Raw genomic sequence first — 15,304 nt, forward strand, 5'->3', positions numbered from 1 at the left:
ATGCGCGTGATCCTCGCCATCTGGCGCTTTTTGACCTCGGTCTATTTCGTCTTGCCGGTCGTGACCCTGATCCTGTCGGTCTGCGTCTGGTTCTTTTCGCCCTTCATCGGCACCGACGCCTTCCGCCCCTTTGACGAACCCTTCGGCCGCTGGATCTTTATCGCCGTGCTGTGGGGCCTGTGCTTCATCACGTTGCTGATCGTCTGGCTGGTGCGCAAGTTCGACGAAAAGGCGGTCGAGACCAAGATCGTCGAAAGCGTCGCCGAGACGCCGGAAAACGAAGCCGTCGCCGAAGAGATGAAAGAGCTGAAGGACAAGCTGAAGCTGGCCATCGCCAAGTTGCGCACCAAGGGCCGCAAAAGCCTGTATGAGCTGCCGTGGTATATCATCATCGGCCCCCCCGGCTCTGGCAAGACGACGGCGATTGCCAATTCCGGGCTGAACTTCCCCCTGGCCGACGAGTTCGGCAAAGAGGCCATCGGCGGCGTCGGTGGCACGCGTAATTGCGACTGGTGGTTCACCGACGAAGCCGTCCTGATCGACACCGCGGGCCGCTATACGACCCAGGAAAGCGACGCCGAAAGCGACAACCTTGGATGGCAGGGCTTCCTTGGGATGCTGAAAAAACACCGCATCCGGCAGCCGATCAACGGGGCCATGGTGGCGATTTCCTTGTCCGATCTGTCGATGCAGGACGAGACGACGCAAAAGGCCCACGGCCGCGCGATCCGCAGGCGTCTGGCCGAACTGCGTGAGAAGTTGGGCGTGCGGTTCCCGGTCTATGTGCTGTTCACCAAGGCCGACATGATCGCCGGTTTCGCCGAATTCTTTGACAACCTGGGCAAAGAGGAACGCGAGCAGGTCTGGGGTTTCACCCTGCCGATCCCCAAGCAAAAGGATCAACCGCTGGCGGCCTTTGACGGCGAGTTCGCGGCTTTGCTCACGCGGTTGAACGCGCAACAGCTGGAGCGCATGCAGACCGAGACCGACCCGCAGCGCCGCGCCTTAATCGCGGGCTTTCCGGCGCAGTTGGCCTCGGTCCGTGAGACGGCCAAGACCTTCCTGAACGAGGTCTTTACCGAAAACGCCTATGACAAGCGCCAGCTGTGGCGCGGGGTTTATTTCACCTCTGGCACCCAAGAGGGCACGCCGATCGACCGTCTGATGATGGGCATGGCGCGCACCTTTGGCATTGGGCGTCAGGCGATTGGTTCGGGTCGCGGCACGGGGCGCAGCTATTTCCTGACCCGCCTGTTTGGCGAGGTGCTGTTCCCCGAAGCGGGCCTGGTGTCGTCCGATGACAAGGTCGAACGCCGCTATCGTGCGATGAAATGGGGCGGGGTCATGGCCACGCTTCTGGTGTCGCTGGCCATGGGCGGGCTTTGGGCGCGCAGCTATTTCGGCAATGTCGACCTGTTGGCCTCGGTCGAAAAGTCGGTGGCCGATTATCAGGTGGCCCTGGCCCAGGTGCCGGGCAATCCCATCGCGGACATCGACCCTTCGATCACCCTGCCTGCGCTGAACATCCTGCGCGCCATGCCGGTGAACCCGATCCCGCCGACGGTCGATCCGGCCGCGGCCTCGCCCTATGATCCCGAAAGCCGGTTGGAATGGGGCCTGTATCAGGGCGCGGGCCTGGCGAACGAGACGGGGATTTCCTATCGCGACAGCCTGAACACGATCTTCTTGCCGCGGCTTTTGCTGCGTCTGGAAACGCTGATGCAATCCTCGATCAACGCGCCTGAAACGCTGTATGACACGTTGAAGGTCTATCTGATGCTGGGTCTGCAAGGCCCGCTGAACGCCGAGGAAATCCACGCCTTCATGGAGGCGGATTGGTCGCTGATGTATCCGGGTTCCGAAAACGCCGCCCTGCGCGCCGATCTGAGGTTCCATCTGGATGCGCTGATTTCCCAACCCATGCAGGACATCGGGCTGAACGGTCCCTTGGTCGAACAGGTTCAGGGGATACTGGCGCAAATGCCGGTGGCGACGCGGGTTTACAACTCGATCATCAACTCGCCCGAGGCGATTTCGATCCCGCAATGGCGGCTTTCGGATATTGGCGGGCCGAACCTGGACAAGGCCTTTGTGCGCACCAGCGGCAAGCCGATGAACGAGGGGATCGACGGCATCTTCACCTATGACGGCTTTAACAAGGTCTTCAAGGAACAGGCGCTTTCGGTGTCCGAGACGATCCAGAAAGAGGGCTGGGTTCTGGGGCCCAAGGTCAAGATGGACCAAAGCCCCCAGGCGCTGAACGCCATCACCCGCGACGTTCTGGACCTGTATTACAACGACTTCATCGCGCGCTATGACGGGGTTTTGGGGGATCTGGACGTCATCCCCATGGCCTCGATCAAGCAGGCGGTCGAGGTGACGAATATCCTGTCCGGTCCGACCTCGCCCATTGTCAACATCCTGAACGCGGTGGACAAGGAAACCACGCTGACCCAGGACCATTCGGCCGTGAAGGTCGATACCGGGGTTCTGCAGCAAGAGGCCGGGCAGACCATCGGCGAGGATCTGATCGAGGATGTCTTCTCGATCCGCCAGCGCCAGCTGATTTCGGCGCTGAATTCGGCCGCCGAGGCCGCGGGCCAGCCGCCGCCGAAGCCCCCGGGTTCCATCGTCGAGGAACGCTTTGCCTGGCTGCATGACCTGGTGCGGCGCGAGGAAAACCAGCCCTCGCAGCTGGACAACCTGATCGCCTCGCTGGTGCAGGTCTATCAGGACCTGAACAAGATCGCCTTCCGCGGCGCCTCTGCCGATCCCAATGCCGGGTCCGACAGCCTGGCCGCGCTGCAACAGGCGGCGCAGCAGGTCCAGGGGCCCCTGGCGCGGTGGGCGTCGCAAATCACCACGGGCGGGGCGGGCATCACCGCCGAGGGCACAAGAGCCGCCATCAACACGGCCTGGGTGTCGAACGTGCTGCCGTTCTGCACGCAGGTCACGGGGACGACCTATCCCTTTGTGCGCTCGGCCGCGGCCGATACCGGGATGGCCGATTTCGCCAAGCTGTTTGGCACGGGCGGGCTGATCGACGCTTTCATGACCGACAATCTGAAGGACATGATCGACACCTCGACCAAGCCCTGGAAGTGGAAGACGGTGAACGGCGTCGATCTGGGGATTTCGCCCGATGTCCTGGCCAAGCTTGAGGCCGCTTCCGAGATCAAGGGGGCCTTCTTTGGCACCAATCCGACGCCGGCGGTGAATTTCCAGATCACCCCGGTGGCGCTGGACCCCAATGCGCAAAGCGTGTCCCTGACCATCGACGACAAGACGCTGGAGTTTGCGCAAGACACCGGCCAACCCCTGCCCACGGCTGTGACTTGGCCGGGGTCGGTCGGCGTGGCGCAGATCGTCTTTGGCCCGCCTTTGAACGGCGCCGAAAGCGGCATCCGCAAGGACGGGCCCTGGGGCTGGTTCCGGCTTCTGGACGGGGCAGAGGTGCGGTCCACCAATGCGCCCGACCGGCGGCGGATCATCTTCAACGTCGGCGGGCGGATCGCGATCTTTGAAATGCAGATGTCTTCGGTCAACAATGCCTTCGCGCTGCCCGCGATGAAGGCCTTCTCTTGCCCGCAGTCGTTCTGATGGCCTGGGGCGCCTTTGGCAAGATGCCGGCCCTGGGGGATTTCTTCCGCATGGGGGTGGCGGCGGATTTCGTTTCCGCCTGGGATGGCTGGCTGCAATCCATGATCCTGGGCGGTAAATCCGCCCTAGGCCCGGCCTGGACCGAGGCCTATTTCTCGGCCCCGATCTGGCGCTTTGCGCTGGCGCCCGGGGTGGCGGGGGCAGGGGCTGTGGCGGGGGTTCTGATGCCCTCGGTCGACCGGGTGGGGCGGCAGTTTCCGCTGACCCTGGTGGCGCCGGTGTCGGGTGATCCGGTCTTGGGCGGGCCCATGGCGATCCTGGCCGGCCCCCATGCGCTTTGGGCCGCGGTCGAGGATCTGGCGCTGGATTGCCTGGAGGATGGCATGACCCGCGACACGCTGGAGGCGCGGCTTGCCGCCCTGCCGGACTTGGTCGCGCCGCCTGGCCTGGTGACACCGCAAGGCGCGGTCACTCTGGCACAGGGCGCGGGGATCGAGGGCGCGCTTGCGGCCCTTGCCGCGCGCCCGGTGGCGGTGGGCTTTGCCTGCGAGGTCGAGGGCGTGGGGCGGCTCTTGCTGTCGCCGACCTTGCCCGGCCCCGACATGGCGCGGGGGTTGTTTGACATGGCCCAGTTTCAGGCGGCCCAGTTTCAGGTGGCCCCCTTTGACATGGCCGATTTTGATGTGGCCCCGTTTGATATGGCCGAGATTGGTGGGGCCGACCCTGACATGGCCGACCCTGGCATGGCCGACTTTGAAGCGGCCGAGGTTCCAACGGCCGAGATTGCCCAGGAAGGAGGTCTTCCATGACCGCGGTGCGTTTCAATGCCAAGACCCATGTCGGACGGGTGCGCAAGTTGAACGAGGACGCGATCCTGGCGCTTGGCGATGCGCGGATCTTTGTGGTCTCGGATGGGATGGGCGGGCATGAGGGCGGCGATTGGGCCAGCCGGACGGTGGTTGACGCCATCGCCGTCCTGCCGCCCGATCTGGAACCCGCCGAAAAGCTGGGCGGCTTGCGGCGCGCCCTGCAAGAGGCCCATGCGACGATCTACGCCGAGGCCTTGCAGCGCGGCGCGGTCATGGGGGCGACGGTGGTGGCCTTGGTCCTCTCCGAGGGTCATTTCGGCGCGCTTTGGGCGGGGGACAGCCGGCTTTATCGCCTGCGCTCCGGTCAGGTCGAACTGTTGACCGCCGATCACTCGCTGGTGGCGGCCTTTGTCGAATCCGGTCAGATGACCTGGGACGAGGCGGGCAAGCATCCGCAGTCCAATGCGATCACCCGGGCTGTCGGCGTGGGCGAAGAGCTGGAGTTGGACAAGATCCGCGGCGAGATCGCGCGGGGCGACCGGTTCCTTCTGTGCTCGGATGGGCTGTCGAAATACATGGGCGTGGCCGAGATCGGCAACGCGCTGCGCGCCGCGCCACTGGAGATGGTGACGGATGGGCTGATCCAGGTCGCCCTGGACCGCGGCGGGGCGGACAATGTCTCGGTCATCGTGGTGGATGTGGTCTGAAGGGGGGCGCCGGGGCCTGGCCAAAGGCCCGCCCCCGACTCACGGCCTCACCGGGCTTTACTGCGCGACCGAGGTCAGCACCCGACTGGTGATCGACAGCACATCCAGGCTTCCCGCCGCCACGCCCGCCTTGAGCGCCGCCGCATAGCCCCCAACCGATTCCGTCGTCGGCCGCATCTCGGGGAACAGCGGCCCCGGCGATTGCAGTACCACGACCTTGGATTTGCCCAAGGCGCTGGCATCCACGGTAAAGGCCACATGCGACGGATCGGCATTGTCCGACAGCGGATAGGCGATGCGGACCCGCAGATCGCCGGTCTGGCCCGCCCGCAGCTGTTCCACCGCATTCTCTGGCCGGTTCAGGTTCGGCAGCAGGTGATAGACATTGCCCGACACATCCACGATCGAGACCGAGACATGGCCCGTCGTCACCTCGGCCGGGATCACCAGGTCGATCACCGGGTTTTCGCCCACGAAATAGCGGCCGGATTCGTTGGCTTCGGGCCGGTCGCCAAAGCCGAAGTCAAAGCGGAAAGGCCCCTCATGGGCGGCGGGAAGCGCGGTTTCGATCTGGCACAGGGCGGGGTTCAACAGCTCGACCCCTAGGTCGATCTCGCGCCCCGGGGCCGCGGCCTGCAGCGCCTCGAACAGCGCGACCCGGGTTTGCGAACCGGCCAGCCGACCCGAGACGGTGATCTTGTCCGCAGGCCCATAGCCGAGCGCGGGCGGCCCCACCAGGCCCAGGTCGCCGCAATCGGCCAGCTTGGCCAGGACCGGCACCAGGTCCGAGGCGGCAAGGATCGGCAAAGGCTTGGCCAACAGATCAACCGCGCCCTTGCCCTGCAGCACGCCGGGCAATTGGCCCACCACCGCCATGGCCGCGCTTTGCAAGGCGGGATCGGTCGTGGCGCCGCTGACTTCGGCCTGGTTGTCCGTCACCGTCAGCTGATAGCGGTCCAGCTTTTGCAGCCCCGCCACGACAGTCAGCACATCCGCCCCCCAGGTCTCGCCGATGGCGCCCGAGGCCAGCGACAGGGTCACGCTGCCGCCCTGGCCCTCGACCGTGGCCTTCAGCGCCGCCAGAACCTCGGCTGAGGGCACGACGCCGATGGCCTTGGGGCGGCCGTCCTCGCCCTTTTCGACGATCAGCTGATAGGGCGCGGCGACGGGCAGGGCGGCGGCGCTGCCGCGTGTGCCCTTGTCCGCGTTGGCCTTCAGGGCCGCAGCCTTGGCCGCAGCATCCGCTTCGGCGGAAGCATCGGGTGCAGACGTGTCAGGTGCAGACGTGTCAGGTTCGGCCGCCGCCTGGCTGTCAGAGGGCGGTGGCGGCAGGGCGTCGGGGGCCTTCACAGCGCTTGCCTCTTCCGACGTCACGGGCCCTGGCGAAAAGACACCCGCGGCCCAAAGCCCCGCCCCGCCGCCGCCCAAAGCCAAAAGCGCCAGCCCGACCCAAAGCCCCGCCCGCGACGGAGTCGGGGTCGGAATCGGCGGCACGGGAACCGCAGCCCGGGGCGCCGTCGGCGGGGCCACCGTGTCGGTCGAAAGCCGCGGTGCCGTCGGCAGGACGGTTTGCGGCCGCAAGCGCGGCGCCACCTGGGTCCGGTCGCTTTGCGCGTCGATGTAATCCAGCACCTCTTCGGCGGATTGAAAGCGGTCGGCGGGCAAGGGGGCGGCCAGGCGGTCGATCAGCGTCTTCAGCGGTTCGGCCACGCCTTCGGTGTCCAGCGCCTCGCCCTTTTTGCGCAGCACCTCCATCGGATTGGCGCCGGGGTCGGGCCTCTTGCCGCGGTGAACCGCCAGCAGCAGCGCCCCCAGCGCATAAAGATCGGATCGCGCATCGGTATGACCCGCCAGCTGTTCGGGCGCGGCATAGGCGTATTTGCCAGCGAATTCATTGCCCACGATGGTCTGGGCGCCAGGATTGGCGTCCTTGGCGATGCCGAAGTCGATGATCACCGCCTGATCGGGGCGCCCGGCCCGCAAGATGATGTTGTCGGGCGACAGGTCGCGGTGGATGATCCGCCGTCCATGCGCCACCGACAGCCCATCGGCCACGCGGCGCGCCACCTGCATCAGGTCTTCGGCCGACATGCCGCCCGCCTTCAGGATCGCATCCAGCCCCGGGCCGTCGACATGGTCCATGACCAGGTAAACCAGCCCCTCGGGCGTGCGGTGGTTCTCGCTGTAGCGGACCACGGCGTCGTGGCGGATCTCGCGGATTTCCTCTTCGCGGCGCATCAGGGTCAGGAAGGCTTCGTCGCCGGAAAACTCGCTTTTCAGCACCTTGATGGCGACAAACCGCCCCGAGATGTCGTTGCGCGCCTTATAGACCTCGGACGTGCCGCCCCGCCCCAGGACGCTTTCGATCCGGTAGGTGTTGTTCAGCAGATCCCCCGGTTGGAAGATGTCGCCGGGCTTTGGTTCCGCCATGCCTGTCCCCTTTGCGTCGCCGCCTAGCTGCCGACCTGGAATTCCACGCGGCGGTTCGCATCGGCCTTGGGATCGCTGGCATCGGCCGGAAAGGCCTCGCCCACGCCCTCGGCCAGCAGTTTGGCCCCGTCGATGCCACAATCCTCGACCAGGTGGCGCTTGACCTCTTCGGCCCGCAGCTTGGACAGGTTCTGGTTGTAGCTTTCGGTCCCCGAGGCATCGGTATGGCCGATGATCTTGAAGGCCGGGATATCCGAGGCCTTGATCACCTGACACAGCGTTGTCAGCTTTTCGTTCTGCCCCGCACCGATGGCGGCGCTGTCAAAGGCGAATTCGATCTGGATGTTGACCTGGGCCGCGGGATCGACGGCGACATAGGTCGTGTCGGGGGGCAGGGCGGCTGCGGCCTCGGCCGAGGCGGGTTCGGCCGTCGTGGGCGCAATGACCAGCCCCCGCGTCAGCTGTTCGGACTGGGCCTGAAAGCGCAGGGCCAGTTCTTCGGCCGACAGGTCGCTGTCGTCTTGGGCAAAGGCGGCTGGCGCAAGGGTGACGCCTGCGGAAAAGATCATCAGGGCGCCAAAGGCCACCCGGGCTACTGCACGCGTCATGAAAACCCCCGGAAATGTTTGCTGACACGGACCTTAGCCCGGCCCCGGGGCTTTGCCAACGGTTATGGATGGGCCATCGTTCCCCCCAAACCCCGCAAAATGCCTTGCCTTTCATGCAATCCCCGGGTTCAGATGCGCCATTCCCAGCCGAGGTTTCCCGCTTTGCGCCTGCTTCCTGCCATCCTGCTGTCGGTCTCGGTCCTGATCGCGGCCATGATCGTCGTGTCGATCCCGCTGTTCTTTCCCACGACCAGTGCGGGCGGGGGCGGTTCGGTCGACAACCAGGCCCGCATCGACATCGAGCTTTTGCACGGCGACATGACCGCGCTGAACGACACGGTCAACGAATTGCGCGACCAGGTCGATTCGCTGGAAGACCGGGTCAACCAGATCGAGGTCGCGGCCCAGCCTCAGGCGCTGGATGGCAGCAACGGGCTGCAGATCATCACGCCCGACGGTGACAACGGGATTTCCGGCAATTACGCCCAGGTCGTGCTGGTCGCGGCGCGGCGGGGCTTGAATTCGGGGCTGAAGGTGCCGACCTCGTCCTTCATGGTGGGGCAGTTCGGCTTGCCGGCCGAAAACCTGAACGACGATTGCCAACCGATCACCAATCCGCGCCTGGCCACCCTGCTGGAGGAACGCCAGGTTGGGCCCATCCAGGCCAAGATGCTGAAACCGGCGCTGGACAGCCTGCAGGTGATCTTTGACAAGATCCAGCGCGCCGATCCCGATCTTTACGCCCGCATCAACACCGCCGGCACGATCTGCGCCCGCTGGATCAGGGGCTCGACGACCTCGGTGTCGTCGCACAGCTTCGGCACGGCGATTGACCTGAACATCGACGGGGTGCTGGACACTTTGGGCGACGGGCGGACGCAACTTGGCCTGACCATCATGTCGGATTTCTTCAACGCCGATGGCTGGGTCTGGGGCGCGGCCTATGGGCGCGAGGATTCGATGCACTTCGAGGTTTCCGAAGACAAGATCAAGGAATGGGTCGCGGCGGGCCTGTTGTGAGCCTCAATCCCACCCATGACCCCGACCACGGGCTGAATTCGGATGCGCGGGTGACGGCCTTTGTCGCGCGGCAAAAGGAGTGGGCCGCGGCCATGGCGGCGGCGCGCGACATCCTTTTGGCGCAGGGCCTGACCGAGACAATCAAATGGGGTCAGCCCTGCTACACCGAGGGCGGCAATATCGCGATCCTGGGCGGGTTCAAGACCGGGCTGCGGCTGGCGTTTTTCAAGGGCGCCTTGCTGGACGACCCTTTGTTGCTGTCGCCCGGCGAGAATTCGCGGGCCGGGCGTTACCTGAACTTCCTGACCGCCGCCGATGTGGAAACCGCGGCCCCCCGCATCCGGCAGTTGATCGCCCAGGCCCGGCGGCTGGAGGCCGAGGGCGCGCGGATCGACCCTGCCGAGGCGCCCGATTGGCCCGAAGAGCTGGCCCATATCTGCGACGAAGACCCCGACTATGCCGAGGCCTTCCGCGCCCTGACCCCGGGCCGCCAGCGCTATTGGATCATCCATTTCAGCGAGGCCAAGCAGGTGAAGACCCGCCTGACCCGCATCACGAAATCGCGCGACAGGGTCATGGCGGGCCGCGGCGTCAACGACTGATCCCGACTTATAATCCCGTCATGGCCAGCACCGCCTGGGGCAGGCGCGCGCCTTCGGGGGTGAAATCTGCAAGCGCGGTCTCGATCCGGGTCAGATCCTCGGGCGATAGCGACAGCGCGGCGGCCCCCAGGTTCTCGATCAGGCGATGGGGCTTGGTCGTCCCCGGAATGGGCGAGATCGCGGGGCGGCGCTGCAAAAGCCAAGCCAGCGCCACCTGGGCGGGCGTGGCCCCCAGCCCTTGCGCCAGGTCTTGCACCAAGGCCACCAGCGCCATATTGGCCCGCCGCGCCTCGGGCGCCAGACGCGGCACCAGGTTGCGGAAATCATCGGCGGCAAAGGTCGTCGCTTCGGTGATGGCCCCGGTCAGGAACCCGGCCCCCAGCGGTGAAAACGGGACAAAACCTATGCCCAATGCGTCCAACAGCGGCAAGAGCGCGGCTTCGGGCTCGCGCCAGAACAGAGAGTATTCGCTTTGCACCGCGGCGATGGGCTGGACGGCATGGGCGCGGCGGATCGTGGCCAACCCGGCCTCGGACAGGCCGAAATGGCCCACCTTGCCTTCGTGGATCAGGTCGCGGACCGTGCCTGCGACCTCTTCTATCGGCACGGCGGGGTCGACGCGGTGCTGATAGAACAGGTCGATCCGATCACGCTTCAGGCGTCGCAAACTGGCTTCGGCCACGCGGCGGATCTGGTCGGGGCGGCTGTTGGTGCCCGCCGGTCCGCGGGCGCCCGTCACCGGGTCGATGTCAAAGCCGAATTTCGTCGCTACCACGACCTGATCGCGGATCGGCGCCAGGGCCTCGCCCAGAAGGCTTTCGTTGGCAAAGGGGCCATAGGCCTCGGCCGTGTCGAAATGCGTGACGCCAAGGTCATGGGCCTGGCGGATCAGCCGGGCCATCGCCGCAGGCTCGCCCGCGGGCCCATAGGCCGAGGTCATCCCCATGCAACCCAGACCCAGGGCCGATACCATCAGCCCGCCCAAATTCCGCTGTTCCATGCCGCTCTCCTTGCTGTTGCCCGCTTGTAGCGCTTTGCGTTCCCCGGGTTTATCCGGCATTATCCGCATCTACTTGTTAGAGGGGCTTCACAATGATCCGCCCAAGCCTGGATGACCTGGCGGCCTTTGCCCAGGTGGCCCGCGCGCGCAGCTTTACCCGGGCGGCGGCAGAACTGGGCCTGTCGCCCTCGGCGCTTAGCCAGAAGCTGCGCCAGCTTGAAGAGACCCTGGGCCTGCGGTTGCTGACGCGGACCACGCGCGCCGTGTCGCCCACCGCGGCAGGAGAGCGGCTTTTGGCGACGCTGGCGCCGCGTCTGGCAGAGATCGCGGCCGAACTGGCGCAGTTGACCGCGCTGCGCGACCGGCCTGCGGGTCGGGTGCGGCTGACGGCCAGCGCGGTGGCGGCCGAGCAGGTGATCTGGCCGCGCCTGATGCCCGCCCTGCGCGCCTATCCCGACATCGAACTGGATCTGTCGATCGACGACGGGTTTCGCGACATCGCGGCCGAGGGCTTTGATGCCGGGGTGCGGCTGGGGGATGCGGTGGAAAAGGACATGGTGGCGGTGCGGATCGGGCCGGATGGGCGGCTGATCGCGGTGGCCTCGCCCGATTATCTGGCCGCCCATCCCGCGCCGCAAAGCCCGCGCGACCTGGTGGGCCACCGCTGCATCAACCTGCGCCTGGTGGCCAGTGGCGCGCTTTACGCCTGGGAGTTCGCCAGGGCGGGCGAAAGCCTGCGCGTCAAGGTTCAGGGTCAGGTGACGTTCAACGCGGTCGCCCCCTGTTTGTGGGCCGCGCGTGAGGGCTTTGGCCTGGCCTTCCTGCCCGAAGCGCTGGTGGGCGCCGATCTGGCCTTGGGGCGGCTGGTGCAGGTGCTGGACGACTGGACGCAGCCCTTTGCGGGCTTTCACCTGTATTACCCCAGCCGCCGCCAGACCTCACCGGCGCTGCGGGTGGTGATCGAGGCCCTGGCGGTCAAAGCTCTTTGACCGCCGCATCCGCCTGACCGGCCAACCAATAGCCCGCGGCGCGCAGCCATTCGGGCGGAACCTGGGGCAGCGCGTCGCGCGCCGCCCGCGCCACGCCCGCCTCGGCTGCGATCCAGACAAAGGTTTCGGGCGCAAGCTGCAGGGTCGCCAGCACCTGTAGCAGGCCGCTGGCATCGGTGGGGTCGGCGCGGTGGACCCAAAAGGCGCGGTGCGTCGCGGTTGTGGCGATTTGCTGCACATCCTGCGGCCCGGGCACGGCCACGACGGATGTGACCTGAACGCCCGCGGGCAGCTCTTCGATGCGGCGAGCGATGGCGGGCAGGGCGGTTTCATCGCCGATCAACAGCCAGCTTTGGACCCCGCCGATGACCAAAGAGCCCCGGGGCCCGCCGATCACCGCCGCGTCCCCCACCTGCGCGCCAAGCGCCCACAGCGTCGCGGGCCCCGCCTCATGCAGGGCAAAGTCGATCTCCAGCCAGCCCGCCGCCGCGTCGAACCTGCGCGGGGTATAGTCGCGCATCACCTCGGCCCCGCCAGTGGGAACGAACAGCTTGATATGATCCCCCGGCGAGGCCGAGACAAAGTCGCCAAGGTCGCCCTCCAGCCGCAGGCGCAGCATATTGGGCGTCAGGCGGTGGGTCTGGGTGACGGTCAGGCTGCGGCGCCGGGTGTCATGGCGCAGGCGTTGGGTCGTGGGGGTCATGGTGGCTCCTTTGCGGCTTGAACGCCGGGTGCCGGGCTTTCCGTCGCCCCCGTTTTCGGTTGCGGCGGTTTTTTCACGGCGCTTTTTTTACGGCTGAGCGACGGAAAACCATAAGGCCCGCGTTGAAACCGCAAGCGATACAGATTGCCGACAAGATGGGGCGAAAGATGATCAAGCGTTTGATGGGTGCCACGGTTTTGGCGGGCGTTGCGGGGGCGGGCGTTGCGGGGGCCGCGCTGGCCGAGGGGGCCTTTGACGCCCAATTGCGGCTGGACCCCGCCGCCTTTACCACGCTTCAGGTGACGGTGGATGGCGCGCCCCTGACGTTGCGCCGCTATGAGGCGGTCTATGTGGCCAAGCCCGTCGCCATGGCGGCCCAGCAGCCCGCCCGCCAGATGGGGCCGGGCGGCAGTCCCACGGCCGCCAAGACCCAGGTCCTGACCGATCCGCTGGCCTATCAAAAGCTGGTGGTCTTTGTCCCCGACACCGCGACCGAGGCGTCGGCCATGATCTTGAACGTCAACAACGGCGGCTGGTTTGCCAGCGAGCTGAAAGAGGGGATCGCTGCGGGCGGGGCCTATACCTCGTCCGATGACCGCGACAAGGTCGGGGCGGCGCTGGCGGCGGGTCATGTCTATGTCGATCTGGGCAGCCGGGGGCGGGGGATCGTGGCGGCCGACGACAGCTTGCCCGGCAAGGCGCCGGCGGCGGTCGTCGATGCCAAGGCCGCGATCCGCTATCTGCGGCTGAACGATGCGGTTTTGGCGGGGTCGGCCGAGCGGATCGTGATCACCGGCACCTCGGGCGGGGGTGGGCTTTCGGCGGTGGTGGGGGCCAGCGGCAACAGCGCCGACTTCCTGCCCTTTCTTGCTGAAATCGGGGCGGCGGGGGTGGGTTTGGATGGGTCCAGCACCTTGGCCGACGATGTCTTTGCCGTCATCGCCTATTGCCCGATCACCGACCTTGGCCATGCCGATATGGCCTATGAATGGCAGTATCAGGGCATCCGCAGCGCCGGGAACACGGCGATGGGCCATTGGGGCGCGCCTGCGCAAGAGGCCTCGGCCGCGCTGGCTTTGGCCTATCCGGACTATCTGGCCTCATTGGGCCTGACGCTGACGCCCGATACGATGCGGGCCGAGATCATGGCCGAGGTCGTGGCCGAAGTCGCCCGCCATATCGCGGCCGGTGGCACGGTGCCGGACTTGGGCGCGGAATTCGTGATAACTCAGCGCGGCCGCGATGGCAGCACGACAGAGTTGCGGGTGGTCAATGACTGGCTGACCCTGTCAGAAGGCAAGCCCCAGGTCGATCTTCCGGCCTTTTTGGGGTTTGTGGCCCGGACCTCGGCCTTGAAGAATGTCCCCGCCTTTGACCGCACCGCCAATACCGGCAATCAGGGCGCGGATGGCGAGAATTCGTTGTTCGGCACCGGAACCCAGGCCTATTCCAACTTCACCCCCTGGGGCTGGAATCATAACGAGGTCGAAGGCGACGGCGTGGGGCGCGATGACACGGGGACGGATTGGGCGACCTGGACGGCGGGCGAGGGCGCGGGCCTGGCCGCCCAAGTCGCCATGATCAACCCGCTGACCTATCTGGGGTCGGGTGCCACCACCGCGCCGCATTGGTATCTCCGCCACGGGATGATCGACCGCGACACGTCCTTTGCGGTCGAACTGACGCTGGCCCGGGCGGTGGCTGCGGATACAGACGTTCAGGGCGTCGATTTCCGCTTGCCCTGGATGACGGCCCATTCGGGGGATTACGACGTGACCGAGGCCTATGGCTGGCTGAGGGGCGTCTTGGCCCCGTAAACCGTCTTAGGAACTCAGCACCTCGGCCACCAAAGCCATGACCTGATCGGCCTGCACCCCGGTGACGGCCGATTGGACGGGCAGGTCGTCCCACTCCCCCGGCGGGAAGGGGCGGCCCTGGGGTTTCAGGATGGTCTGGCCGGTGGCGATGCCTTGGCAGACGACGCGCATGGCGCCCTCGGTCCGGGTGAACAGGTCGGGCCGCACCAGATGGACACAGGCGCAGGTGTCATGCACCAACATGGCATCGGGGATCAGCCGGTCGTAAAAGTCGATATAGCGTTGCGACAGCGCATCCAGAAGCGTCAGCGCCGGTGACTTGGGCGCCAGCGCGCGCAGCTCGGCCCGGGTCATCTGCGTTTGGCCGGTCACATCCAGCCCCACGACATGAACCTTCCAGGGCGCGGTCAAGACCAGATCGGCGGCCTCGGGGTCGCCGTGGATATTGGCCTCGGCCGCCGGAGAGATATTGCCGGGCACAAAGAAGGCCCCGCCCATGATCGTCACATCCTTGACCAGCGCGGCAATCCCCGGATCGCGGGCCAGGGCCAGCGCCAGGTTGGTCATCCGCCCCACGGCAACAATCGAGACCTGACCAGGGTTCGCCCGCACCGTGTCGATGATGAAGCCCACAGCGTCCAGGTGATCCAGCGGGCGCAGATGAGCGGGGTCGGGCAATGCGATATCGCCCAGGCCATTGGCGCCGTGGATGAAATCGGGGAAGCCCCCGGTCTCGCGGGCGGGGTCGAAACAGACCCCGGCGCCTTGGGCCACCGGGGCGTCAAAGCCGAAAGCCTCACGCAGGAACAGGGCGTTGCGGGTCGTCATCGATATGGCGGCATTGCCAAAGACGGTGGTGACGCCCAGAAGGTCGACCTGCGGGTGACGGGCCAGGAACAGCAAGGCCATGGCGTCGTCCACGCCGGGATCGGTGTCGAAAATGACCTTGTGCATGGGCGCTCCTTTGGGGTTTGGGCGGGTCTACCGGGTCCTGCGGCCCCGTCAAGCCGTCCTGCAGG

At 66.3% G+C, this 15,304-nt stretch carries 12 protein-coding genes; 7 read left to right on the forward strand and 5 right to left on the reverse strand.

Annotated elements, in window-relative coordinates:
- Genes tssM through NX862_RS04105 form a run of 3 tightly spaced genes read left to right on the forward strand, consistent with a single transcriptional unit; the run spans nt 1 to nt 5,116 of the window.
- Nucleotides 1–3,600: a type VI secretion system membrane subunit TssM gene (gene tssM / locus NX862_RS04095; RefSeq protein WP_264492592.1), complete on the forward strand. Its 3,600-nt coding sequence runs from the start codon at nt 1–3 to the stop codon at nt 3,598–3,600.
- Complete coding sequence (gene tagF / locus NX862_RS04100; RefSeq protein ID WP_264492593.1) at nt 3,582–4,409, forward strand: type VI secretion system-associated protein TagF; 828 nt, start codon at nt 3,582–3,584, stop codon at nt 4,407–4,409. The genes tssM and tagF overlap by 19 nt, the downstream gene beginning before the upstream one ends.
- Entirely contained in the window at nt 4,406–5,116 is a 711-nt protein-coding gene (locus tag NX862_RS04105) for a PP2C family protein-serine/threonine phosphatase (protein ID WP_264492594.1), read from the forward strand. The genes tagF and NX862_RS04105 overlap by 4 nt, the downstream gene beginning before the upstream one ends.
- 57 nt (nt 5,117–5,173) lie before the next feature.
- Here the strand turns inward: NX862_RS04105 and NX862_RS04110 are convergent, their stop codons facing one another.
- Entirely contained in the window at nt 5,174–7,546 is a 2,373-nt protein-coding gene (locus NX862_RS04110) for a serine/threonine protein kinase (protein WP_264492595.1), read from the reverse strand.
- A gap of 23 nt (nt 7,547–7,569) precedes the next feature.
- Complete coding sequence (locus NX862_RS04115) at nt 7,570–8,154, reverse strand: OmpA family protein (RefSeq protein WP_264492596.1); 585 nt, start codon at nt 8,152–8,154, stop codon at nt 7,570–7,572.
- Nucleotides 8,155–8,316: 162 nt separating this feature from the next.
- Between NX862_RS04115 and NX862_RS04120 the strand changes: the two genes are divergently transcribed.
- Nucleotides 8,317–9,174, forward strand: coding sequence for a M15 family metallopeptidase (locus tag NX862_RS04120; protein ID WP_264492597.1), 858 nt, complete (start codon nt 8,317–8,319; stop codon nt 9,172–9,174).
- A complete protein-coding gene (locus NX862_RS04125) occupies nt 9,171–9,776 on the forward strand; it encodes a YdeI/OmpD-associated family protein (protein WP_264492598.1) in 606 nt (201 codons plus the stop codon). Before NX862_RS04120 ends, NX862_RS04125 begins: the two co-directional genes overlap by 4 nt.
- Before the next feature lie 7 nt (nt 9,777–9,783).
- On the opposite strand, the gene NX862_RS04130 is transcribed toward NX862_RS04125, so the two are convergent.
- Nucleotides 9,784–10,776 carry an aldo/keto reductase gene (locus NX862_RS04130; RefSeq protein WP_264492599.1) on the reverse strand — a complete coding sequence of 331 codons (993 nt, stop codon included), beginning with the start codon at nt 10,774–10,776 and terminating at the stop codon, nt 9,784–9,786.
- 92 nt (nt 10,777–10,868) lie between these two features.
- Between NX862_RS04130 and NX862_RS04135 the strand changes: the two genes are divergently transcribed.
- Nucleotides 10,869–11,765: a LysR family transcriptional regulator gene (locus tag NX862_RS04135; RefSeq protein WP_264492600.1), complete on the forward strand. Its 897-nt coding sequence runs from the start codon at nt 10,869–10,871 to the stop codon at nt 11,763–11,765.
- Here the strand turns inward: NX862_RS04135 and NX862_RS04140 are convergent.
- Nucleotides 11,752–12,468, reverse strand: coding sequence for a siderophore-interacting protein (locus NX862_RS04140; RefSeq protein ID WP_264492601.1), 717 nt, complete (start codon nt 12,466–12,468; stop codon nt 11,752–11,754). The two genes, NX862_RS04135 and NX862_RS04140, sit on opposite strands and share 14 nt — an antisense overlap.
- 167 nt (nt 12,469–12,635) lie before the next feature.
- On the opposite strand from NX862_RS04140, the gene NX862_RS04145 reads away from it, so the two are divergent.
- Complete coding sequence (locus tag NX862_RS04145; RefSeq protein WP_264492602.1) at nt 12,636–14,285, forward strand: subtype B tannase; 1,650 nt, start codon at nt 12,636–12,638, stop codon at nt 14,283–14,285.
- A gap of 6 nt (nt 14,286–14,291) precedes the next feature.
- Here NX862_RS04145 and NX862_RS04150 read toward each other — a convergent pair whose 3' ends face one another.
- Complete coding sequence (locus tag NX862_RS04150) at nt 14,292–15,239, reverse strand: nucleoside hydrolase (RefSeq protein WP_264492603.1); 948 nt, start codon at nt 15,237–15,239, stop codon at nt 14,292–14,294.
- Nucleotides 15,240–15,304 lie beyond the last annotated feature (65 nt).

This window comes from Stagnihabitans lacustris, assembly GCF_025950525.1.
In the GTDB taxonomy this organism is placed as follows: Bacteria; Pseudomonadota; Alphaproteobacteria; order Rhodobacterales; family Rhodobacteraceae; genus Stagnihabitans.

Coding starts and splice junctions, on each gene's coding strand:
- NX862_RS04110 (WP_264492595.1), bottom strand. CDS start 7,546: ATGGCGGAACCAAAGCCCGGCGACATCTTCCAACCGGGGGATCTGCTG.
- NX862_RS04130 (WP_264492599.1), bottom strand. CDS start 10,776: ATGGAACAGCGGAATTTGGGCGGGCTGATGGTATCGGCCCTGGGTCTG.
- NX862_RS04115 (WP_264492596.1), bottom strand. CDS start 8,154: ATGACGCGTGCAGTAGCCCGGGTGGCCTTTGGCGCCCTGATGATCTTT.
- NX862_RS04135 (WP_264492600.1), top strand. CDS start 10,869: ATGATCCGCCCAAGCCTGGATGACCTGGCGGCCTTTGCCCAGGTGGCC.
- tssM (WP_264492592.1), top strand. CDS start 1: ATGCGCGTGATCCTCGCCATCTGGCGCTTTTTGACCTCGGTCTATTTC.
- NX862_RS04105 (WP_264492594.1), top strand. CDS start 4,406: ATGACCGCGGTGCGTTTCAATGCCAAGACCCATGTCGGACGGGTGCGC.
- NX862_RS04150 (WP_264492603.1), bottom strand. CDS start 15,239: ATGCACAAGGTCATTTTCGACACCGATCCCGGCGTGGACGACGCCATG.
- NX862_RS04140 (WP_264492601.1), bottom strand. CDS start 12,468: ATGACCCCCACGACCCAACGCCTGCGCCATGACACCCGGCGCCGCAGC.
- NX862_RS04145 (WP_264492602.1), top strand. CDS start 12,636: ATGATCAAGCGTTTGATGGGTGCCACGGTTTTGGCGGGCGTTGCGGGG.